The 22,408-nt window shown below is 62.0% G+C and carries 22 protein-coding genes and 1 tRNA gene; 10 read left to right on the top strand and 13 right to left on the bottom strand.

The features are described from left to right. Positions 1–56: 56 nt before the first annotated feature. Positions 57–1,007 carry a LysR family transcriptional regulator gene (locus tag HBO19_RS14960; RefSeq protein ID WP_076961310.1) on the bottom strand — a complete coding sequence of 317 codons (951 nt, stop codon included), beginning with the start codon at positions 1,005–1,007 and terminating at the stop codon, positions 57–59. A gap of 172 nt (positions 1,008–1,179) precedes the next feature. Between HBO19_RS14960 and HBO19_RS14965 the strand changes: the two genes are divergently transcribed. Beyond that, the gene (locus tag HBO19_RS14965; protein ID WP_169953331.1) at positions 1,180–2,691 is read left to right on the top strand and encodes a nucleobase:cation symporter-2 family protein; all 1,512 of its coding nucleotides are present in this window, start codon (positions 1,180–1,182) and stop codon (positions 2,689–2,691) included. A gap of 70 nt (positions 2,692–2,761) precedes the next feature. Here HBO19_RS14965 and HBO19_RS14970 read toward each other — a convergent pair whose 3' ends face one another. From HBO19_RS14970 to HBO19_RS14985, 4 genes are all read right to left on the bottom strand, one after another. Beyond that, positions 2,762–3,514: an alpha/beta fold hydrolase gene (locus HBO19_RS14970; protein ID WP_169953333.1), complete on the bottom strand. Its 753-nt coding sequence runs from the start codon at positions 3,512–3,514 to the stop codon at positions 2,762–2,764. Between the two features lie 187 nt (positions 3,515–3,701). Continuing rightward, the gene (locus HBO19_RS14975) at positions 3,702–4,976 is read right to left on the bottom strand and encodes an MFS transporter (protein ID WP_170043403.1); all 1,275 of its coding nucleotides are present in this window, start codon (positions 4,974–4,976) and stop codon (positions 3,702–3,704) included. A gap of 83 nt (positions 4,977–5,059) precedes the next feature. Beyond that, complete coding sequence (locus tag HBO19_RS14980) at positions 5,060–6,214, bottom strand: acyl-CoA dehydrogenase family protein (RefSeq protein WP_170057768.1); 1,155 nt, start codon at positions 6,212–6,214, stop codon at positions 5,060–5,062. A gap of 67 nt (positions 6,215–6,281) precedes the next feature. After that, complete coding sequence (locus HBO19_RS14985) at positions 6,282–7,121, bottom strand: IclR family transcriptional regulator (protein WP_169953341.1); 840 nt, start codon at positions 7,119–7,121, stop codon at positions 6,282–6,284. A 262-nt stretch (positions 7,122–7,383) separates the two neighbouring features. Here HBO19_RS14985 and HBO19_RS14990 point away from each other — a divergent pair, with 262 nt between their 5' ends. The 3 genes from HBO19_RS14990 to HBO19_RS15000 are packed head-to-tail and all read left to right on the top strand — an operon-like array spanning position 7,384 to position 10,958. After that, the gene (locus HBO19_RS14990; protein WP_170057769.1) at positions 7,384–8,169 is read left to right on the top strand and encodes an enoyl-CoA hydratase; all 786 of its coding nucleotides are present in this window, start codon (positions 7,384–7,386) and stop codon (positions 8,167–8,169) included. 2 nt (positions 8,170–8,171) lie between these two features. After that, positions 8,172–9,701, top strand: a complete 1,530-nt coding sequence (locus tag HBO19_RS14995) for a 3-hydroxyacyl-CoA dehydrogenase (protein ID WP_170057770.1) — start codon at positions 8,172–8,174, stop codon at positions 9,699–9,701. Positions 9,702–9,725: 24 nt separating this feature from the next. Continuing rightward, positions 9,726–10,958 (top strand): CaiB/BaiF CoA-transferase family protein, encoded by a 1,233-nt coding sequence (locus tag HBO19_RS15000; protein ID WP_170057771.1) that lies wholly within the window; start codon positions 9,726–9,728, stop codon positions 10,956–10,958. Between the two features lie 18 nt (positions 10,959–10,976). On the opposite strand, the gene HBO19_RS15005 is transcribed toward HBO19_RS15000, so the two are convergent. Beyond that, positions 10,977–11,597: a hypothetical protein gene (locus HBO19_RS15005; protein ID WP_170057772.1), complete on the bottom strand. Its 621-nt coding sequence runs from the start codon at positions 11,595–11,597 to the stop codon at positions 10,977–10,979. Between the two features lie 260 nt (positions 11,598–11,857). Between HBO19_RS15005 and HBO19_RS15010 the strand changes: the two genes are divergently transcribed. Then, positions 11,858–11,933: transfer RNA gene (locus tag HBO19_RS15010), tRNA-Asn, on the top strand. A 59-nt stretch (positions 11,934–11,992) separates the two neighbouring features. Here the strand turns inward: HBO19_RS15010 and mug are convergent. Both mug and HBO19_RS15020 read right to left on the bottom strand, forming a co-directional pair. Then, positions 11,993–12,514, bottom strand: coding sequence for a G/U mismatch-specific DNA glycosylase (mug, locus tag HBO19_RS15015; protein WP_170057773.1), 522 nt, complete (start codon positions 12,512–12,514; stop codon positions 11,993–11,995). Beyond that, a complete protein-coding gene (locus HBO19_RS15020) occupies positions 12,511–13,380 on the bottom strand; it encodes a LysR substrate-binding domain-containing protein (protein ID WP_169953357.1) in 870 nt (289 codons plus the stop codon). The genes mug and HBO19_RS15020 overlap by 4 nt, the downstream gene beginning before the upstream one ends. A 135-nt stretch (positions 13,381–13,515) precedes the next feature. Between HBO19_RS15020 and HBO19_RS15025 the strand changes: the two genes are divergently transcribed. The 4 genes from HBO19_RS15025 to HBO19_RS15040 are packed head-to-tail and all read left to right on the top strand — an operon-like array spanning position 13,516 to position 17,698. Then, positions 13,516–14,568, top strand: coding sequence for an agmatine deiminase family protein (locus HBO19_RS15025; RefSeq protein ID WP_170057774.1), 1,053 nt, complete (start codon positions 13,516–13,518; stop codon positions 14,566–14,568). 4 nt (positions 14,569–14,572) lie between these two features. Continuing rightward, positions 14,573–15,481, top strand: coding sequence for an N-carbamoylputrescine amidase (gene aguB / locus HBO19_RS15030; protein WP_170057775.1), 909 nt, complete (start codon positions 14,573–14,575; stop codon positions 15,479–15,481). Position 15,482: 1 nt separating this feature from the next. Continuing rightward, positions 15,483–16,568, top strand: a complete 1,086-nt coding sequence (locus HBO19_RS15035; RefSeq protein ID WP_169953363.1) for an extracellular solute-binding protein — start codon at positions 15,483–15,485, stop codon at positions 16,566–16,568. Positions 16,569–16,588: 20 nt separating this feature from the next. After that, on the top strand, positions 16,589–17,698 hold the full coding sequence (locus HBO19_RS15040) for an agmatine deiminase family protein (protein ID WP_169953365.1): 1,110 nt from the start codon (positions 16,589–16,591) through the stop codon (positions 17,696–17,698). Here HBO19_RS15040 and HBO19_RS15045 read toward each other — a convergent pair. The 3 genes from HBO19_RS15045 to HBO19_RS15055 form a co-directional block, all read right to left on the bottom strand. Then, positions 17,695–18,756, bottom strand: a complete 1,062-nt coding sequence (locus tag HBO19_RS15045) for a hypothetical protein (RefSeq protein ID WP_170057776.1) — start codon at positions 18,754–18,756, stop codon at positions 17,695–17,697. The genes HBO19_RS15040 and HBO19_RS15045 overlap by 4 nt on opposite strands. 116 nt (positions 18,757–18,872) lie before the next feature. Then, on the bottom strand, positions 18,873–19,259 hold the full coding sequence (locus tag HBO19_RS15050) for a RidA family protein (protein ID WP_170057777.1): 387 nt from the start codon (positions 19,257–19,259) through the stop codon (positions 18,873–18,875). Between the two features lie 27 nt (positions 19,260–19,286). Continuing rightward, positions 19,287–20,423 (bottom strand): FAD-dependent oxidoreductase, encoded by a 1,137-nt coding sequence (locus HBO19_RS15055; RefSeq protein WP_170057778.1) that lies wholly within the window; start codon positions 20,421–20,423, stop codon positions 19,287–19,289. A 142-nt stretch (positions 20,424–20,565) separates the two neighbouring features. On the opposite strand from HBO19_RS15055, the gene HBO19_RS15060 reads away from it, so the two are divergent. Beyond that, on the top strand, positions 20,566–21,183 hold the full coding sequence (locus HBO19_RS15060) for an XRE family transcriptional regulator (protein WP_169953373.1): 618 nt from the start codon (positions 20,566–20,568) through the stop codon (positions 21,181–21,183). Here the strand turns inward: HBO19_RS15060 and HBO19_RS15065 are convergent. Together HBO19_RS15065 and HBO19_RS15070 are read right to left on the bottom strand one after the other, a co-directional pair. Further along, positions 21,177–21,614, bottom strand: a complete 438-nt coding sequence (locus HBO19_RS15065; RefSeq protein WP_170057779.1) for an N-acetyltransferase — start codon at positions 21,612–21,614, stop codon at positions 21,177–21,179. The two genes, HBO19_RS15060 and HBO19_RS15065, sit on opposite strands and share 7 nt — an antisense overlap. A 20-nt stretch (positions 21,615–21,634) precedes the next feature. Further along, positions 21,635–22,297 (bottom strand): metalloregulator ArsR/SmtB family transcription factor, encoded by a 663-nt coding sequence (locus HBO19_RS15070; RefSeq protein ID WP_169953377.1) that lies wholly within the window; start codon positions 22,295–22,297, stop codon positions 21,635–21,637. Between the last annotated feature and the right edge of the window lie 111 nt (positions 22,298–22,408).

The raw sequence follows: 22,408 nt of genomic DNA on the forward strand, positions 1-22,408 counted from the left end.
AACAGAATATCGACTGGGCTGCTGCCGAATCGGCAGCACTGAAGCTGGCCTGAAGGTCAGGAAATACGCGGTGTACAGGGTGATTCTTCGCGTTCGCGCAAAGCGATTTCTTCGCTGATCAGGTGGGCCATCGACTCCACTGCCGTAGGCAAATCCCGACCTTTGCGCGCATACAGCCCCAGGTCGCTGAACATCCCGCCCTGGTCGCTCAAGGGGATGTGCAGCAACTCACCCCTGGCCAAATCGGCCTCGATCCCGATCCGCGTCTGGAACGCCACCCCCAATTGCTGGCGCGCCAACTGCCGCGCCAGTTCCATGGAATTGCTTTGCAGCAACGGCTTGTGCGCAGCCGGCGAACGTTTGTGCAGCGGGGCAATCAGGTGATGGATCGACAGCTCGCTGTTGGCCTGGATCACCCCGTGTTCAGCGCACAGGGTGTAGCTGACGCTGGCGTGTGAGGCCAGTGGATGCCCCGGTGCCACCAACGCACCCAGGCGGAAATGCCCGACACACAACTGTGTGGTTTCCGCACTGCGTGGCAGGGCAAAGGCCAGCCCCAGGTCTGCCTGGCCGTTGATCACCGCCGCCGGAATCGATTGTGAACCCTGCACGGTCACCCCGATGGTCACCGCCGGGTAGCGCTGGCGCATGCGCTTGAGCACGGCTGGCAGCAACTCCACTGTCGCGCCTTCCACCGTGGCGATTTCCACATGCCCGGTCTGCACCTGGTTCAGGCCTTCGAGTTCGCCGCGCACCCGTTCCACATCCTGCAACACCAGGGTGACATGGCGGGTCAGGATTTCCCCCGCAGCGGTCAGGCGCAACCCACCGGGCAAGCGCTCGAACAAGGCCGCGCCGACTTCGTCTTCAAGTTTGAGAATCTGCCGGTTCACCGCCGACGACGCCACGTTCAGCCGGCGCGCAGCTTCGCGGATCGAATGGCAGCGGCGGACCATATCGAAGTAGCAAATGGCCGCAGAGTGGATGCGCAGCGTGCGGTTGAGCATTTTTTTCAGATCCTTGTGGGCACGGCTTCAAGCCTTGGGGCAGGGCGGCTGAATGGATTTTTGTAACGTCGATGCCGGGTATCTTGTGGAAATGATTGTATACAATTCTATGGACATCCAATCTTTCTATTGCATACAGTGAGCGCACAACAAAAACAGAGATCCCCTCACCATGACTATCCCGAAGGCGTCACCGCAACGGCCAGAAGATGAGAATCTTGGCGTCGCTGCCAACATGGCTTACGGCCTGCAGCATGTACTGACCATGTACGGCGGTATCGTGGCCGTGCCGTTGATTGTCGGCCAGGCGGCCGGGCTATCCCCCGCCGATATTGGCCTGTTGATCGCCGCGTCGTTGTTTGCCGGTGGCCTGGCCACGCTGTTGCAAACCCTGGGCCTGCCGTTTTTTGGCTGTCAGTTGCCTTTGGTGCAAGGGGTGTCGTTTGCCGGTGTGGCGACCATGGTGGCGATTGTCGGCAGCGATGGCGCAGGCGGTGTGCCGGCGATCCTGGGGGCGGTGATGGCCGCGTCGCTGATCGGGCTGCTGATTACCCCGATATTCTCGCGAATTACCAAGTTCTTCCCGCCGCTGGTGACCGGGATCGTGATTACCACCATCGGCCTGACGCTGATGCCGGTCGCCGCCCGCTGGGCCATGGGCGGTAACAGCCGTGCCGCTGATTTTGGCAGCATGCCGAACATCGGCCTGGCGGCCATCACCCTGGTGCTGGTGCTGTTGCTGAGCAAAGTGGGCAGCGCCACCATCTCGCGCCTGTCGATCCTGCTGGCGATGGTGTTTGGCACATTGATCGCGGTGTTTTTGGGCATGGCGGACTTCTCTACCGTGACCCAGGGCCCGATGATCGGCTTCCCTACGCCGTTCCATTTCGGCATGCCGACCTTCCATGTGGCGGCGATCCTGTCCATGTGCATCGTGGTCATGGTGACCCTGGTGGAAACCTCGGCGGACATTCTGGCGGTGGGCGAGATCATCGACACCAAGGTTGACTCCAAGCGCCTGGGCAACGGCCTGCGTGCCGACATGCTGTCGAGCATGTTCGCGCCGATCTTCGGTTCGTTCACCCAAAGCGCCTTCGCCCAGAACGTCGGCCTGGTGGCGGTGACCGGGGTCAAGAGTCGTTATGTGGTGGCCACGGGCGGCCTGTTCCTGGTGATCCTTGGCCTGCTGCCCTTCATGGGCCGGGTGATTGCCGCAGTACCGACCTCGGTGCTGGGCGGCGCCGGGATCGTGTTGTTTGGCACCGTGGCGGCCAGTGGGATACGCACGCTGTCCAAGGTTGATTACCGTAACAACATGAACCTGATCATCGTCGCCACCTCCATCGGTTTCGGCATGATCCCCATCGCCGCGCCGAGCTTCTACGATCAGTTCCCCAGCTGGTTCGCGACCATCTTCCACTCGGGGATCAGTTCCTCGGCGATCATGGCGATCCTGCTGAACCTGGCGTTCAACCACTTCACTGCCGGCAACTCGGACCAGCAGTCGGTGTTCGTCGCCGGCACCGAGCGCAGCCTGTGCTTCCAGGATGTGGCGGCGCTGCGCGACGGGGATTATTTCAGCAAGGGCAAATTGTTTGATGCCGAGGGCAAGGAGATCCCGCTGGTGGATGCATCACTGCAGAAAGCGACGGTGGCGGGGCGGGCTGAAACCAGCGAGGTGTAGCCAAAACACCGCAAAAAACTGAATGTGGGAGCGGGCTTGTCGGATCGCTCCTACATTTGATTGGTGGTGTTTAGAAGACCGTTGGTGAGCACACCTCATCCAAAAACTTCACCACCGTGCCCATGCACGGCTGGCGCTCCTCCACATGGGGCATATGGCTGGAGTCTTCAAACAGCGCTGCGCGTACATCGGCGATTTCATCGAGGAACGCCTTGAATTCCAGCGGTGTGGCCTGGTCATGCCGCCCGGAAATTATCAGGGTTGGCACTTGGATCTGCGTCAGCCGGCCAATGCTGATCGGGCCGTGCAGGGCGTTGTAAACCGTAGGATCGGCCGCCATCTGGGCGAAGGTACGTGCCACTTCTTCGGGCCACGGGTTGATCCGGCACAAGGGTTGGTCATCGAAGCCGGCCGCCAGGTTGGCGGCGATCAAGGCGCGCAAGCCCCGGGGTTGGCGAAGCGCGTGTTCACTGCCGAGCCTGCCGCCCCAGGCATGCCCAAGGATTGCGTAATGGTCGCTGATGCGCAGATGGTCGAGCAGGTTGTCCAGCTCTTCGAGAAACAGCTCAACCGTCCAGAAACCGGCGGGCTGGTGGGGCAGGTGGGTGGAGTGGCCATTGCCCAGTTGGTCGTAGTGAATCACCGCATGCCCACTGGCGGCCACGTCCTTGAAGGCGTCCAGGTAGTCATGGGTGCCACCGGGGCCGCCGTGGAGGACGACCAGTGGGGTCTTGCCGCTGTCGAGATTGCCGGTCACGCGGTACCAGGTCTGGTAGCCGCGAAAGGCGGCGTAGCCCTGGCGGATCTGTTCGATGAATTCCATTTCCGGCCCTGCCATCAAAAATTGGTGGGGTACACGATAGTTTGAACAAAACGTTTAAGTAACTGGCAAAACGGCTAGGTTTTCCAGGGGGATTGGTGCGAGTGCCCATTGGAGAAACCGGCTTGCCGGCGATAGCGTATTGGCCTGACGCGCCGCTATCGCCGGCAAGCCGGCACCGACAGCGGGGTTATTGTTTTTGCGGGTCAAACTGCTTGTCGCGGATGAACAGCGCCGGGATCACCCCGCAGATGAAGTACGCCGCGCCCATCACCAAAAAGCCCACGCCAATCGAGCCGTGGGACGCCAGGAAGCCAATGGCTGCCGGCGCGACCGCCGCGCCGATCCTCCCGATGTTGTAGGCGCCGCCCACGGCTGAGCCGCGGAATTTCGCCTCGAAACTCTCGGTCATGTAGGTCGCGTTCACGCCGTAGGGAATGCCATACAGGAAGCCGAAGACAATCAGCAGCCAAAGGATATTCTCCGGGCTCTGGTACAGCACGATCACCGGCAGGAACACCGCCGTCCCCAATGCGCCGAAGGCAAACACCACGCGCCGCCCCAGGCGATCGGCCGCGAGGCCGGCGAGGATCTTGCCGAAAATCATTGCCGCGTAGGTGCCGACCATGTAGCTGGTCATCGACTTGAAGTTCATCCCCAACTCGCCTTCGAGGTAGGACGGCATCCAGTTGTTGACCCCGTAGTAGCCAAACTGCAGGAAGCCTGCGGTCAGCGCCCAGAGCAGGAACATGCGGCTGGCCTTGGGATCACTGAAAATCAGCTTGAACATGCCATCGGGCTTTTTCGCCGAGACGCGCTGGGTGCCTTCGGCTTTTTCCCGCGCGCGTTCGGCCTGGGCGTTGAGCCAGGCCTGGGGCTCCGGCACCAGGCGTTGCATCAGCACGGCGAGGATCACCGGGATGATCGCCACGTAGAACAGCCAGCGCCAGCCGTGGTCCGGCAGGATCCAGCCGGCCAACAAGGTCGCGACGATATAGCCCACCGACCAGCCGGCCTGCAAGGTGCCAAGCACGGTGGTGCGGTAGCGGGTCGGCACGTATTCGGCCATCAGGGTGTTGCAGGCGACATACAGCGCGCCCAGGCCGAGGGAGGCGAAGAAACGGGTGGCCGCAAACTGCCAGTAGCTGTGGGTCAGGCCAAGGATCGCGGTGCCCACCGAGAACAGCACGATGCTCCACACCACGGTCTTGACCCGGCCAAAGCGGTCACAGGCCCAGCCGCCGTAAATTCCGCCGACCGCCATCCCGGCCAGGGTGAAACTGCCCAGGCTGCCGGCCTCGACACTGGTCAGGCCGAACTCGGCTTTCAGGCTGCTGAGACTGTAGGACAGCAGCATCAAATCTGCGCCATCGATCAAGAGGCCGAGGAAGCAGAAAATGAAAACAATGATCCACAGGTTGTTTTTTGCGGGCGACAACGCACCCGCCGATGCGGCGACTTCCATAGCGATACCTTGTTGTAGTTGTAGGGCACGGTTTATGGGGGCTTGTAGGAGCCGGCTTGCCGGCTCCCACCGTAGAGGCGGGGTTAGTGCTGGGCCTCGCGAATCATGTTGCGTGCAATCACCAACTGCTGGATCTGGGTCGTACCCTCATACAGCCGGAACAGCCGTACATCGCGATAGAACCGTTCGATCGCATACTCGCTCACATAACCTGCGCCACCATGGATCTGCACACAGCGGTCTGCCACCCGGCCGCACATTTCGGTGGCGAACATCTTCGCGCAGGAGGCTTCGGTGCCGATGTTCAGGCCGTCGTCACGCTTGCGCGCCGCGTCCAGCACCATGCAGCGGGCCGCATAGATTTCAGCCTTGCTGTCGGCGAGCATCGCCTGGATCAACTGGAACTCGGCAATCGGCTGGCCGAATTGCTTGCGGTCGATGGCGTAGTGCAGGGCATCGTCGAGCATGCGCTCGGCGGCGCCGACGCTGACCGCTGCGATATGCAGGCGGCCCTTGTCGAGCACCTTCATCGCGGTCTTGAACCCTACGCCTTCGACGCCGCCGATCAGTTGCCCGACGGGGACCCGCACATTGTCGAAAATCACGTCGCTGGTATGGGCGCCTTTCTGGCCCATCTTGTGGTCGCGCTTGCCCAGGGACACCCCCGGCGTATTGCGCTCGACGATAAACGCGCTGATCCCGCCCGAGCCCTTGATATCCGGGTTGGTGCGGGCCATCACCGTGAAAATCCCGGCATGGGGCGCATTGGTGATAAAGCGCTTGGTGCCATTGATCAGGTAATGCTCGCCATCGCGCACGGCGGTGGTCTTCAGCGAGGCGGCGTCGGAGCCTGCGTCCGGTTCGGTCAGGCAGAACGAACTGAGCAACTCGCCACTGGCCAGCTTGGGCAGGTAGTGCTGTTTCTGCGCCTCGGTGCCGTCCAGCAGAATGCCGATGGAGCCAATGCCATTATTGGTGCCGAAGTAGGAACGGAATGCCGGCGAGGTGCGCCCCAGCTCGAAGGCGATGCAGACTTCTTCTTCCATGGTCACGCCCAGGCCACCATAGGCTTCGGGCAGGGTCAGGCCGAACAGGCCCATGTCCTGGAATTGCTGGACGATGTCCGCCGGGATCTCATCGGTCTCGGCGATTTCGTTTTCCCGTGGGATCAGCGCTTCATTGACGAACTGGCGAATGGAGTCCAGCAGCAGATGCAGCGTTTGCGGGTCTCGGATCATGTGCATTCCTCGGCGGCCCGTTCGGCGGGCCTGTTGTTTGATCTGCCGAGGCCGTGCACCGATCTGTCTAGCGGGCGGCGGCCTCGATGTTGTTGACCATGTGCTTGAGACGCGGCCCGATGTCGTCTTCGAGTTTTTCCCGGGAAAGGTGGAAACTCGGCCCGCCACAGTTGAACGTCAACAGCCCATGTTGTGCGTGCAGCATGGGCACGGCGATGGCGTTGACATCGCGGTGCCATTCCCCGATCGACATGCAATAGCCGAAGTCGGTGTAGTCCCTGAACGCGCGCTCCAGCCCTTTGCGAATCGTCGGCCAATCCTCCAGATGGCGCTGGCGGATATGGTCGAGCATGAACTCACGCTCGTTTTCCGGCATCGCCGCCAGGCAAGCTCGGCCCGCCGAACTCAAGTGCAGCGGCAGGCGCGTACCGACCTGGCGGCGCATGGTCATGTTCGCTTCGCCCTGGACCACGTCCAGGTACACCATGTCCAGGCGGTCCCGGGTGGCCATTGCGACGGCGGCCTGGGCGTACTTGGCCATGGTTTCCATCAGCGGGTGGGCCACGGCCCGCACCGACAGGTTGGAAAGCATCGCGTAACCAAACGCCATCACCCCCACATCCAACTGGTACCGGCCCGACTGCGGCAGGTGCTTGAGGTAACCCAAGCGGGTCAGGGTGTGCGTCATGCGGGTAATCGTCGGCTTGGGCAGGCCGGTCTTGCGCGCCAGTTCCTGGTTACCCAACACGCTTTCGCTGGGGGTAAAGCAGCGCAGCAGTTCCAGGCCACGGGCCAGGGCCGTGATGAACTGGCGGTCCTTGTCTTCCTCCTCCTCGCTATTCATCGGATCCACCCGCAGATGTTCGAACCCGTTGCTGCCTGCAGGTGCCTCTGGTGTGCGGCGCATGGTAGTCCCTCTTTTTTTATAAAATCAACAAAACAAAATTGTATTCCGCAGTGCGAAACTAAGCAACTGATTGGTTTTCTCCGTGCGTTCCTAATTAACCTTCAATAAACAATGAGTTAATCGAGATTTCATTGGGCGTTGCGGTTTTTGCATTTACACCCGCCGGGTCGATACCTATGATAATGGCTAAATACGGAATGTTATTTCGCATAGCGAAACTAACGTTGACCGCACTAACAAGAACATTGCAGCAGGAGTACATGTGGCTAATCCTGATCAACCCGTGGTCCACCTCGACGTCCAGGACAATGGCGTTGCCGTGGTGCGCATCCATCGCCCCGACGTCAAAAATGCCCTTAACGCCCAGGTGCGTGAGGAACTGGCCGGGCACTTTCGTGCCTTGGCCCGGCGCCGGGATGTGCGCGTCATTGTGCTGACCGGTGGCGAGCAGTTTTTTGTGGCGGGCGCCGACATCAAGGAGTTCGCCAGCGCCAGTCCTATCGAGATGTATCGCCGACACACCGAGTACCTGTGGGAAGCGATCAGCCGTTGCCCGAAACCGGTGATCGCTGCGGTCAACGGCTTTGCCCTGGGCGGTGGCTGCGAGTTGGCGATGCATTGCGACATGATCGTGGCCGGCGAATCGGCGCGTTTTGCCCAACCTGAGGTCAAGCTCGGCCTGATGCCGGGTGCCGGCGGCACACAACGCCTGGTGCGTGCGGTGGGAAAATTCCAGGCCATGCGTATTGCCCTGACTGGCTGCATGGTCAAGGCCCCCGAAGCCCTGGCCATGGGCATGCTCAGTGAGGTGGTGGCCGACGACCAGACCTTGCCACGAGCCCTGGAGCTGGCGGCGCAGATCGCCGCGCTGCCGCCGCTGGCGGTGGAGCAGATCAAGGAAGTGATGCTTGCGGGCGCCGACCTGCCGCTGGAAAGCGCCCTGGTACTGGAGCGCAAGGCGTTCCAATTGCTGTTCGATTCTGCGGATCAGAAGGAGGGCGCCGCGGCGTTCTTCGAGAAACGCACACCCAACTACCTCGGGGAATAACCATGGCCGATTCGATCAACATCATGGGCCTGGTGGGCACTGGCGTCATGGGCGCCGGCATCGCGCAGATTGCCGCCCAGGCCGGCGTGCGCGTGCGCTTGTTCGACGCCCGCGATGGCGCGGCGCAGGCGGCTCGCGACAGCCTCGACGCGACCTTCGCCAAGCTGGTCGGCAAGGGCAAGCTCACCCAGGCGGCCATGGACAGCGCGTTGCACAACCTGCACGTGGCCACCAGCCTTGACGCCCTGCACGATTGCGACCTGGTGGTTGAGGCCATTGTCGAAAACCTCGATGCCAAGCGTGGCCTGCTGCACCAGTTGGAGTCCATCGTGACGCCGGGGTGCATCCTCGCCAGCAACACCTCATCGCTGTCGGTCACGGCGATTGCCGCGGGTTGCCAGCATCCTGGGCGAGTCGCCGGCCTGCACTTTTTCAACCCGGTGCCGCTGATGCGCGTGGTGGAAGTCATCGACGGCCTGGCCACCGCGCCAGCCGTCGGCGAGGCCTTGCTGGGATTTGTCGCGCGCACCGGCCATCGTGGCGTGCGGGCCAAGGACACTCCCGGTTTTATCGTCAACCACGCCGGCCGTGCCTACGGCACCGAAGCCTTGAAGATGCTGGATGAAGGCATTGCCGAGGGGGGCGATATCGACCGCATCCTGCGCGACGGTGCGGGTTTTCGCATGGGGCCGCTGGAGCTGCTGGACCTCACCGGCCTGGACGTTTCCCACCCGGTCATGGAATCAATCTACAACCAGTTCTATCAGGAGCCGCGCTACAAACCCTCGGCCCTGACCCGGCAGATGCTGGTGGGTGGGCGCCTGGGACGCAAGACCGGCCAGGGTTTCTACCGCTACGAAAATGGCCAGAGGATCGACGGCCCACAGCCGCAGCCGGTGCCAACTGTTACCACGCTGCCACCGGTGTGGATCGCCACGGAAAACCCCGAAGACCACGAACGCCTCAGCACCTTGCTGATCAACCTTGGCGCGCAATTGGAGACGGGCGCGCAGCCGTCGCCCGCTGCGTTGTGCCTGCTGGCACCTTACGGCCGCGATGCGACCGCCACCTGCGAGTGGTTCCACACCGATCCGGCGCGCACCTTGTGCATTGACCTTCTGCCCGACCTGTCGCGCCATCGCACCCTGATGCAAAACCCGCTGACTGCCGCGCCGATGCGTGACGCTGCCCACGCCTTGCTCGCCAGGGATGGCGTGGGGGTGACGGTGATTGGCGACAGTGTTGGCTTTGTGGCCCAGCGTACCTTGGCGATGGTGGTCAACCTGGCCTGCGACATTGCGCAGCAGCGCATCGCCAGCGTCGAGGATATCGATCAGGCGGTACACCTGGGCCTCGGTTACCCCCATGGCCCGCTGGCTTGGGGCGACGCCCTCGGGCCCCGCAGGATTTTGACGATTTTGCAGCGCCTGTGCGAGATCACCCACGACCCACGCTACCGCCCCAGCCCCTGGCTGAGACGCCGTGCGTTGCTGGGGATTTCCTTGCGCCATCCAGAGCCGGCAATCGGCTGACACAGACTTTCAGGAATAAAAACAATGGGTGCATTAACAGGTTTGCGTGTACTGGATTTGAGCCGGGTGTTGGCCGGCCCATGGTGTGGCCAGGTGTTGGCGGACCTCGGCGCGGAAGTGATCAAGATCGAGCGCCCGCAGAGCGGCGATGACACTCGGGGCTGGGGGCCACCATGGATGAAGACCGACACCGGCGAGTCGTCCGGGCAGGCGTCGTATTACCAGTCCACCAACCGCGGCAAGCTGTCGGTGGCCATCGACCTGGCCAGTACCGAAGGCCAGGAACTGGTACGGGCGCTGGCGGCCAGCTCCGATGTGCTGATCGAAAACTACAAGGCCGGCTCCCTGGCGCGCTACGGCCTGGACTACGCGACACTGGCCCAGATCAACCCGCGCCTGGTGTATTGCTCCATCACCGGCTTCGGCCAGACCGGCCCGCGTGCGCAAGAGCCCGGCTACGACTTCATCATCCAGGGCATTGGCGGCCTGATGAGTATTACCGGTGAGCGCGACGACTTGCCGGGCGGCGGCCCGCAAAAAGTCGGCGTGGCATTTTCTGACCTGATGACCGGGCTGTATTCCACCGTGGCGATCCAGGCCGCGCTGCTCAGCCGCGAACGCACCGGCGTCGGCCAGCACATCGATATGGCCCTGCTGGATGTGCAAGTGGCAACCCTGGCCAACCAGAGCATGAACTACCTGGCCTCCGGCAAAGTGCCCCAGCGCTTTGGCAATGCCCACGCCAATATCGTGCCGTACCAGGTGTTTCGCGCCGCCGACCGCGACTTCATCATCGCCTGTGGCAACGACAGCCAATTTATCGCCTTGTGCCACAGCATCGGTCTGCCACACCTGCCGGACGACCCGCGTTTTCGGCGCAATGCCGACCGTGTCGCCCATCGGGCCGAAATCGTCGAGCTGCTGTCGGCGCACTTCCTTGGCCGCACGGCAGATGAGTGGGTCAGCTGCATCCATGCCTCGAAAGTGCCGGTGGGGGCGATCAACAACATCGCGCAATCCCTGGAAGAGCCGCAGGTGATTGCCCGTGGCTTGATGGTGAAGATCCCCCATCCGCAAAACCCCGACTTCGCCATGGTTGGCAGCCCGATCAAGATGTCTGGCACGCCAGTGGAGTACGTGCGACCAGCGCCGATGCTGGGGCAGCATACGGATGAGGTGTTGGCGGGGCGGTTGGGGTTGTCTGGTGAGCAGTTGGGGCAACTGAAGAGTAACGGGGTTATTGAGCAGTTGCCGTGATGGGCGCGCGTTGGGCTGCTACTGAAATATTTTGCTCAACGCGCCCATATCCATGGCTTCATTCATTTTCAAGGGCGCAGAAAAGGTGAAGGGCTCCTTGTAGAGTGACTCGTAGTCCATCTGCACAAATACGTCATTCCTTTGTAGGAACAGGCTCATTTGCAGCAGGCACAAGGGGCCGAACTGGGTGCTTTTAGTCGGCTCCAGAATCACGATGTCATTTCCCGGCCTTACGGCTGAGCCTTTGGTGGGCCAGCCTTTGGCGAAACATTCAGGATTCAAGCGCGCCTTCTCCAGCACGGCGGGCCAGCGACTGTCCCCCAGCCCATCGAAGTGTTCATCGCCAACGCGAATGCTGAACGCAGTGATGATGCCCGGCCCAATCCCTTCATTGGACAGGTACAGGCCGCTTTTTTGCGCCGTTAAATGCGGTGTGATCATCAGGTAGGGCCGTACGGACAGTCGGTTATGCTCACGCATCAGGTCCAGTTGCCAGAAGGAAATCGACGCGGCGGCAATCGAGATCACCACGGCTGCCAGTGAGAGCAGCGTGCCTAAAGATAGCTTGGGTGTTTCCGGCGTCAGGGGAGTGGTGGGGGGGCGCGGTTTGAAAAAGGGATGGTCATGCAGTTTTTTCACGTAGTCCGACTCCTTGTCGAATGGGTAGGTCTTGGTGGGTTAATGTTGGCTGGGATGGTAAAGAGTTTCGGCGACACCGGCGAAATATTCAGCTCAAGCGCTTTGATGATCCAGTCGGAGGGTTCCTGCTTTTTTGTAGGTTGTGAGTGAGGCTGCTGAAAGTTGAATCTCCCCAAATTTGCCAGACTCGCTGGAATCGCGTACGTAAAAGTGCATTAAATATTTGACTTATCCTTTTCAATCAGTAAGATACGCCGCATTCCGCGATAGCTCAGTTGGTAGAGCAAATGACTGTTAATCATTGGGTCCCTGGTTCGAGTCCAGGTCGTGGAGCCAGATAGAGAAAAGCCTGCAGCGATGCAGGCTTTTTTTTGCTCGCGATTTGGTCCCTGACGCTACTTGCCCGTCTCGGGGAATGCTGCCAAACAGAGCCGCCCATACGCTGCCACCAACTGCTCCAACGTAAACGCCAGATTCCGCCCGCTGGGATTGGGCAGCACCCACACCGCAGCATCCCCCAACGTCCGCGGTTGCAGCCCCCACGCCACCTCGCGTTGCCCCGACAACGCGCAATAACCCGCCTTGCCCAGGAACGCCACATAGCGCGGTGCATACTGGCGGATTTTGTTTTCAAAGCCCTCGGCCGCCGCCTTGAATTCATCCTGGGACAGTTGATCGGCCCGCGCCGTTGGCCGTTCCACGACGGTCGTCAGCCCGCAGTGGTACTGCAAGATTGTCCGATCATTCTCGGGCTGAACTTGATGTGGGGTAAACCCAGCCAGGTGCAAGGTGCGCCAGAAGCGGTTGCTGCGTCCGGCAAAATGATGGCCCTGGGCGGCTGCCAGCAGGCCCGGATTGATCCCGCAAAAAATCACGGCCAGCCGCTCGGCCAGGATGTCTTCCAGTCCTTGACTCATGTCGGGGCACCCTGCGCCAGGTTGTCCAGCAACCACTGGCTGAAGCTGCGCGCCAGTGGGTCGTTTTCGCTGTCGCGGTGGGTCAGCAAGGCCCAGTTGGGGCCGCGAATGGTCGCGTCGACCAAAGGTTGCAGCAGGCCGTTGTCCCGCGCGTGCTGGCTCAGTAACTGGCTGACCAGTGCGATGCCCAGGCCACCGCAGGCTGCGTCCAGCAGCAGGCCGGGGTCGGAGAAGTTCAGGCCCTGGTCCTGCTGGCCCACGTCGATCCCGGCTTCCACCGCCCAATGGCTCCAGTCCATTTCCCGCTCGCCATGCAGGGTGGTGCGTTGCTCGTGGGGCAGGGCCAGTACGCTGGGGTGCGCGGCGGGATACAGGCGGTCGGTGTGCAGCACTTTGAAGCTGCACTCGGCCTGGGCGCTGATGTCGTCGCGCACGGCGAGGTCGATGGTCTGGGTGGCCATGTCGGGTACTTCGTCGGTGCTGAACAGCCATAAATCCACGTCCGGGTGGTGTCGGCGGAAGTCGGCCAGGCGCGGCAACAGCCAGTGGCGGGCAAAGGCGGGCGTGGTGTTGAGTACCAGTTGATTGGCCTTGCGGTACTGCCCCAGCCGACGTACGCCCACTGACAACTGTTGCAACAGGGCCTGGGTGGTGCTGAGGAAATCATGGCCGGCATCGGTCAGGGCGACGCTGCGCCCGTTGCGAAAGAACAGCGGCTGTTCCAGGTACGCTTCGAGACTGCGGATCTGTTGGCTGATGGCCGATTGGGTCAGGTGCAGTTCGTTGGCAGCCTTGTGAAAACTGCCCAACCGCGCCGCCGCTTCGAAGCCGCGCAGTGCCCCCAGGGGCGGCCAGTGTTTAAGCATGCTGATAAGTTTCTCTAATCATTTACCTGCAAAATCCATCGTTTGTTTGGCGGTTTGGCCAAACGTAGCATGGATCCCCATAGCGTGTACGTCGTTTTCGGTGAACACAAAGGCTTAACTCAGAAGGGGGTTGTCATGCTGCAGAACGAGATGCCACACAGCGGCTGGAGGATGCCGGCGGAATGGGCCAGGCACGCTGCGACCTGGATGGTCTGGCCCCATAACCAGGCACTCTGGGAGGCGGGATGGCGCGTGACCCTGGCCCAGGTGCAGGCGGATTTTGCGCGGGTCGCCAATGCCATCGCGCGGTTCGAGCCGGTGAAGCTGGTGGTTGACCCTTGTGCACTCGACACGGCCAAAGCCCTGTGCGGCCCCAACATCGAACTGATCGCGCTGGCGGTCAACGACAGTTGGTGCCGCGACTCCGGCCCCAGCTTTATTGGCCACCCGCAATTGGGCCTGGCCGGTGTGAGCTGGCGTTTTAACGCGTGGGGCGGCAAGTCGGCCCACGACCTGGACGAAAGCCTGGCCCGGCGCACCCTCAACCACTTGGGCCTGCCATGCTTTGGCACACCGTTGAGCAATGAAGGCGGGGCGATTCATGTGGACGGTGAGGGCACGTTGATTACCACCGAGTCGGTGTTGCTCAACCCCAATCGCAACCCGGGCATGGGCAAGGCCGAGATGGAGGCGTTCTTTGCGCGCTGGCTGGGGGTGACAAAAACCATCTGGCTGCCGGGCGATCCGGATTACGTCACCGGGGATATGACCGACGGCCATGTCGATGGTGTGTGCGCCTTTGCCCGCCCCGGCGTGTTGCTGGTGGACGCCACCCACGACCAGGGTTCGGTGTACGCCGAGGTGGCACGGGAAAACCGCCGCGCCCTGGAGCTGGCGACCGATGCCAAGGGCCGCCGGTTCGAGTTGATCGAGCTCTTTGAGGCCAGCGAGGCGGTAGATGCCGACGCCGAGGTGTTTTGCGCGTCCTACACCAACTTTTACATCGCCAACGGCGCGATCATCATGCCGGCCTATGGCATTGCGGCCGACCAGGTGGCCGCCGAGGTACTGGCCCAGGCATTCCCGGATCGCGTGGTGGTACCGGTGCGTATCAACCACCTGGCCCATGGCGGCGGCGGCGTGCATTGCATCACCCAGCAGCAGCCGGCCTGGCCGGTGGAGGGCTGATGCCATGACCTTGCTAACCATCGCCACCACCCAGATGCCCTGCACCTGGGATTTGCCGCACAACCTTGATCAAGCCGAACGGCTGGTGCGTGAAGCGGCCAGCCAGGGCGCCCAGGTCATCCTGCTGCAAGAACTGTTTGCCACGCCGTATTTCTGCATCGAACAGCAACACAAACACCTGGCCTTGGCTGAGGAGTACCGCCATAGCGCGGTGCTCAAGCGCTTCGCCGCGCTGGCCGGGGAGCTGGGCGTGGTGCTGCCGTTGAGCTGGTTCGAAAAGGCCGGTAACGCCTACTTCAATTCTCTGAGCGTGGCCGATGCTGACGGGAAACTGCTGGGGGTGTATCGCAAGACCCATATCCCCAACGCCATTGGCTATCAAGAGAAGGAATACTTCAGCCCCGGCGACACCGGCTTCAAGGCCTGGGACACCGCGTTCGGCCGCCTCGGCGTGGGTATCTGCTGGGACCAGTGGTTCCCCGAGACCGCGCGTTGCCTGGCGTTGCTGGGCGCCGAGGTGTTGCTGTTTCCCACCGCCATCGGCTCCGAGCCGGGTTGTGCCAGCCTGGACTCCCGTGATCACTGGCAGATGACCATGCGCGGGCACGCCGCCGCCAATCTGTTGCCGGTGGTGGCGGCCAATCGTGTCGGCCGGGAAGTGGCGACCAGCGACCCGGCCTTGCAGATGGCGTTCTACGGCTCGTCGTTTATCTGCAACCACAAAGGCGCACTGCTGGCCGAGGCCGACCGCGCCAGCAGCGGCGTGCTGCTCCAGTGCCTGGACCTGGCGGCCATGGCCGAAGAGCGCCTGACCTGGGGCATCTACCGCGACCGCCGCCCGGACATGTATGGCGGCTTGCTGACCCAGGACGGTCGCCATCTGCACCCACGCTGGCAGACCCAAGGGGTATGACATGAAGCTGATCCACTGCACCCTGGCCCTGAGCATCGTCATCCCGACGGTACAGGCCGACGAAAAGATCCTGCGCCTGTACAACTGGGCCGACTATTTTGCCGAAGACACCCTGGCTCGCTTTACTGCCGAAACCGGGATCCAGGTGATCTACGACGTGATGGATGGCAGCGAGACCCTGGAGGCCAAGCTGATGGCCGGTGGCAGTGGCTATGACCTGATCTTCCCCGGCGATACGGTGGGCGAGCGCTTGATGCGCGCCGGCAGCCTGCAACCGCTGGATCCGGCGAAACTTGCGGCGCTGGAGGATATCGAACCAGGCCTGCAACAACTGCGCAGTCATTACCGCGCGTCCAATCAGGCCACAGTGCCCTACACCTGGGGCACGATTGGCCTGACCTATAACGCCGAGCAAATCCTACAACGCATGCCGAATGCGCCGGTCAATAGCCTGGACCTGTTGTTCAAGCCGGAACTGGCGCGCCAATTTGCCGATTGCGGCATCTCGCTGATCGACTCGCCCGACGAAGTACTGGCCGTCGCGCTGATCTACCTGGGGCGCGAACCGCGCAGTGCCAAGCCCGAAGACCTGGCCGCGGCCAGCGCCCTGTTGCTCAAGCTGCGGCCATACATCCGCAAGTTCCAGTCGCAGCCGGTGACTGACCTGGTCAATGGCAACCTGTGCCTGTCCCTGGGCTACAGCGGCGACATGACCCAGGCGCAACGGGCGGCGGATGCGGCGGGTAAAAAGGCGCGCTTCCAATACCACATCCCCCGCGAGGGCACGACGGTATGGATGGACACCATGGCCATCCCCGTGGATGCGCGGCATCCGGAATATGCCTACGCGTTTATCAACTTTGTCATGCGCCCGGAGAACATGGCGGCCATCAGCAATTTCACCGGCTACCCCACGGCCAATGCCAAGGCCCGCGCCAGTGTGGATCCGGCCATGGGCAACAACCCGGACATTTACCCGGACGACGCCACCTTCAAGCGACTGGTGGCCGGCCAGGATATTCCCCAGGCCGATATGCGCGCACGCATGCGGGTTTGGACTAAATTCAAGACGGCCGTCGGTCAATGACGGCACCTACAGAGGTACACATGAGCACACGTCGCCAATTCATCAAACAGGCCGCTGTGGTGGCCAGCCTGGGCGCCGCCGCCTCCATGGGGCTGCCCGTGCAGGCGGCACTCCTGGGCCGCTGGTTCATGCCCGACGAGGGTGAGAAACACCAGCGTGCCTTTATCGCCTTCGGCGCCCAGGAGGCGATTCACCAGGACTTTACCCCCGCTGTGCAGGACGCCCTGGGCCGTATCGCCCGGGCGATTGCCGCGTACGAACCGGTCACGGTGTTCTGCCGCGAAGAAGAGCGTGAGTTGGCCGAAGAAAAATGCGGCACCCGCAACATCACCTTCGTGCACACCGAACTGGATGACATCTGGATGCGTGACACCGGCGCCAACTTTGTCGTGGATGACAATGGCCAGTTGGGCGCGGTGGACTTCAACTTCAACGGCTGGGGCAACAAGCAGCAGCACGCCGACGATGCCGAACTGGCGGCTCACGTTGCCGAGCTGGCAGGCGCCACCTATATCCGCAGCGAACTGGTGGGCGAGGGCGGTGCCATCGAAGTGGACGGCCACGGCACCGGGATCATGACCGAAAGCAGTTGGATCAATAGCAACCGCAACCCCGGCTGGAGCAAGGCCGACGTCGAGGCCGAACTGAAGAGCCGGCTGGGCTTGCGCAAGATCATCTGGTTGCCGGGCATCAAGGGCAAGGACATTACCGACGCCCATGTCGACTTTTACGCACGCTTTGTCTCGCCGGGCGTGGTCATCGCCAACCTGGACACCGACCCCGAGTCCTACGACCACCAAGTGACCTTGGCCCACCTGGAGATTCTCAAGCAGGCCACCGATGCCGATGGCCGACCGTTGCAAATACACACCGTATCGCCGCCGCTCAACCCGCGCAGCAACCGTTTCAGCCGTGACAATCCGGACTACGCCGCCGGCTACATCAACTACTTCGTGATCAATGGCGCCGTGATCGCCCCGCAGTTTGGCGACAAGGCCGCCGACCGCAAGGCATTCGACCTGTTGTCCCGACTCTATCCGGGACGCAAGGTGGTGCAGCTGGATATCGACGCCATTGCGGCCGGCGGTGGTGGCATTCACTGCGTGACCAGCCATCAGCCTTGGGTTTAGCTTGTGGCCCCGGCCAGGCGCCCGAGGCGCAACCAGCCAATCAACACGGCCGCGATCAGCAAGAAACCCAGGTAGCCAAACAGCGGGTAAACCTGGCCGACCAGGCTGATAAAACCGATCAGGCTGCCGGCAAAGGCCAGTGTGGCAAAGGCCGCCGAACCGACCCGGAATGTACGGGTGCCGGGTGGCAGCAGGCGGGCCGAGAAGGAGTACAAAGTGCCGACGGCGGTATTGAGGATCATCAAGAAGATAATCACCGCCATCAGCAGCCCGAGCGCCGGCGAGACTTCGCTGGCGATGGACAGCATCGGCATCGGCAGATCCGCCACGCTGTCCAGGCGCGACAACAACCCCAGGCTCATGACCAGCATCAGCAGGCCCAATATGGCGCCGCCGAGAATTCCGCCCCAGACCGCCTGTTTTTCGCTTGTCGCCGCGCCGCCCATGATTGCCAGGATCGGTACGCCGGCCACAATGTTGTAGGACACGTACAGCAATGCGCCGAGCAGCCAATGGCTGGCGCCGGCACTCTGGCGGGCGGCCAGTTGGTCCAGCTCAGGGAAGCTCAGGCCTCGGGTGGCAACGCCGTACAGCGCCACGCCGACTGCCGTGAGGATCAAGAACGGGGTGACCGAGCCGATCAGGCCGATGACCTTGTGCACATCCAGGCACACAATAACGATCACCACCAGGGTGACCGCCACGCTGCCCAGGGTGGCCGGGATGCCGAACTGCTGTTCCAGTAATGCGCCGCCGCCCGCGAGCATCACCACCGTTACCGCAAACATGAAAAAGGTGATCATCAGGTCGACCAGCACCCCCAGGTGCCGCCCGCACAACGCATACACCACATCTTTATGGGAGGTGGCGCGCAGGCGGTTTCCCATGCCCGCCAGCGCCATCCCAAGGAAGGTGAACAACGCCGCGCTGAGCACTGCGCCGAGCAATCCCCATACGCCGAAATCGACGAACATCAGCAACAGTTCCCGACCCGAGGCGAACCCCGCACCAACGATCACGCCGACAAATGCACCGGCAATCTTCAGACTCTCTTTCATGACGACTTCCCTTGAATTGTTTTTGTTAAGGGGCGTGCGAGCTTGCTTGTGAAACACCGCAGGCGTAACGCGCAGTCCTTGAACCAACGCGTTGCCTTGAGGTTTGTGGCGAACTATCAGCGGGTAGGCGGGCCGACCCAGGCCTGGACTTCGATTTCTACATCGACCCCCAGCGCCAGTTGCGTACCACCGACCGTGGAGCGCACCGGGAATCCCTGCTTGAAGTGGCGTGCGTACACCTCGTTGAAACCGGCGAAATGCTGCATATCTGATAGCCACACCGTGGCCTTCACCACCTGGTCAAACCCGGCACCGCATTCGGCCAGGGTTTCGCCGATGCGGCTCATGACGGCTTCGGTTTGCAGTTGGATATCACCGCGTACCACTTCGCCCTTTGGGTCCATGGGCACTTGCCCGGAGAGGTACAGCAGATCGCCCGCCCGAATGGCTTTGGAGAACGGGTAGGGCAGGTGACTGGGATAACGCTGGAGACTTTCTGGCATGACAAGGAACCTCGGCAGAGTGAATGATCAGCGCAAGCGGGCCGCAGCCAGGCGCTGTGGTTCTACGCCCTGGCGCCGCAGCGCTTCAGGCAAGGGTTGATCGAGCAATAGGGCGCAGGCCAGTTGCGAAACGCCGGCCGCCGACTGGATGCCATAACCGCCCTGGGCGGCGAGCCAGAAGAAGCCTTCACACTGTTCGTCCCAGCCGACCACCAGGTCGCCATCGGCCACGAATGAGCGCAGGCCGGCCCAGCTGTGGCGTGGCCGTCGAATGCTCAGGGAAGTGGCGGCTTCGATGTGATAAATCCCGGTGGCAACATCCAGCTCTTCGGGCATCACGTCCTGTGGCGGGACCGGGTCGGCGTTGGCCGGTGAGCCCAGCAGTTGGCCGGCGTCGGGTTTGAAGTAGAAGCTTTCATCGATGCCGATAACGGCGGGCCAGCGTGAAAAGTCGACGCCCTCGGGGCCATCGAAGGTGAATGCGGTACGGCGGCACGCTTGCAAGCCGACCGGTGCTACGCCGCATAGCTGTGCAACCTGGTCGGCCCAGGCGCCAGCGGCGTTGACCAGATTACGTGCGCGTATTTGCCGACCGTCGGCCAATGTCAGCAGCCAGTAACGGCCCTGGCGGGTGGCGCCACTCAACTGCGCGTTGCACTGCAAGACCCCACCGGCACGGCGCATCGCCCGCAGGAAACCCTGGTGTAGCGCATGCACATCCAGGTCACGGGCCTCGGTTTCAAGCATGGCACCGGCGATCGCCTCCGGGCGCAGGCAGGGCACCAGTGACAGCGCCTGTTCACGATCGATCAGCGACACATTGGCTGCGGTTGCCAAGTGGCTGTCGAAGGATTTTTTCAGCAATGGCTGCTGTTCGTGATTGGCAACATACAGGCAGCCGCGAGGCTCCAGCAGTGCGTGCTCGGTAAAGTCTGCCGGTGGTTGCTCGTAGAAGGCCCGGCTGGCGCGGGTCAGCGCTTGAATCTGCGGGGTGCCGTAGGTTTCCATGAACATGGCGGCAGAACGGCCAGTGGCGTGATAACCCGGCTGGCTCTCACGCTCGAGCACCACCACACTGGCCTCACTTGCCAGGCGATAGGCCAGTGAAGCCCCTGCAATGCCCCCGCCGATAATGGCGAAATCGAAACAATCGCGGTCCTGCATGCCTGAGTACCTTCTGTGTGCGAATGGGTTTTTCTCGTTTTTGATAATTCTCACATAAGAGAAATGTAGGGTATGAGAATTTCCCAGTCAAGCCTTCCTCGTGGGTTAATATTCCGGGCTTGGTCCACGACAGAGAGTCAGCATGAGTTCCGATCAGACAGCGCCCGCTTCGTGTTCCACGGCCCATCCGCTGATAGATCGCAGCCAGGTAGGCGCCCGCCTGCGGGGGATCCGCAAAAACCAGCAGCTGACGCTCAAGCAATTGTCTGAGCGTTCGGGCGTGGCGCTGTCGACCTTGTCGAAGATGGAACTGGCGCAGGTATCGGTGAGCTACGAAAAACTGGCGGCGGCGGCGCGGGCGCTGGGCGTGGATATTGCGCAGTTATTCATCCCGGAAACGACCGCGCCCAACCAGGTCCAGCCCACCGTGGTCAGCACCGCCATAGATAGCGCGGCGGGCTACAGCACGGGCAATTATGACTATCACCCGATGGCCGGGGACTTCCCCGGGCGGCGCATGACGCCGATGTACGCACGCATCTTCGCCCGTGAACTGACCCAGTTTGACGACTACATCCGCCACCCCGGCCAGGAGTTCGCGGTGGTGCTGTCCGGACGGGTGCGGATTCAATTCGAAACGGGCGAGTCCATCAGCATTGGCTGTCGCGAAACCGCTTATTTCAATAGCGGCATCGGCCATATCTACCTCGCCGAAAGCGAGGCGGACGCTGAAGTGATGGTGGTGATGACGGATTACTGAGGTGTGCTGGCGACGCTGCTCATCCAGTATTGCGCTTGGCCGCTGTGCTCATCGATCTCCTCATGGGTGACCACAAACCCTTGTGACAGGTAGAACTGGCAACTGGCGCTGTTGTTTTTATAAACCGTCAAGGTCAGTACGGGCCGCTGCTTCCTGGCGTGCGCCACCAGCTGTTTGCCGAGGCCCTGGCCCTGGCAGTCGGGGGCGACAAACAGCGCGGCCATCTGCTGCTCGAGCAACGAGTAAAACCCCACCACCGTCGATTGACGCTCAATGACGAAGGTCTGGGATGCAGGGAGGTACAGGTTGCGCATGTTCTCGACCTGCGACTGCCAGAAGGCGGCGTCGATAAAGTCGTGGGCTATGAGCGAGGCATCCAGCCAGATCTGCAGGACGCAATCGAGGTCTTTGGGGTCAAGGGGTCTGATCATTTTTTAAGTCTTGCGATGGGTTATTCGACGCTCAGGCCGGCCGCTTTCCAGTCGTCAAACCCGGCGCGCAGCCGGCGTGCGGGCAAGCCATGGGCGTGCAAGGTGTTGATGGCATCGGTGGACAGCACGCAATAAGGCCCGCGGCAGTAGGCGACCACGTGCTTGCCTTTGGGCAGCTCTGCCAAACGCTGTTGCAGGGCCTCAGCCGGGATGTTGAGCGCGCCTGGCAAGTGCCCTGAAGCGAACTCGTCTTCGGGGCGCACATCCAGTAGCACCACGCTCTGGCTTTGCATCTGCAGCAGCAACTCCTCGATGGATATACCCTCCAGGCGGTCACGTCGCGACAGGCTATCGAGGGCTACCTCGCGTATCTCGGCATGCTGGAACGCCAGGTAGCCACGCAATGCTTCCAGCAAAGGCGCCACCGGACCGGCCCCCAGGCTGTACAGCACCCGTTTGCCATCACGGCGCGTCTGCACGATGCCCGCGCGCTTGAGTTGCTGCAAATGCTGCGAAGCATTGGCCACAGACACGCCGGACAGTTGCGCCAGTTGTTCGACAGAGCGCTCCTCCTGGGCAATGTGTTCAAGCAGCGCCAGGCGATGGGCGTGGCCCAGGGTCCGGGCAATGTCGGCCAGGGCGATGAAGTGATCGGCGGGGAATAAGGGGCTTGACGGTTTCATGGCAAAGATCCTAGCATCGGCCAAACATTCAATCAATTAATTGAATGTTTTTTTGCTGGCGCTTCAGCACCGCTGCTGCGCTCACCGCCAATGGTCAAAGGGAGTAGGGAC

The sequence above is a fragment of the Pseudomonas sp. WS 5021 genome (genome assembly GCF_012985535.1).
Lineage (GTDB): Bacteria > Pseudomonadota > Gammaproteobacteria > Pseudomonadales > Pseudomonadaceae > Aquipseudomonas.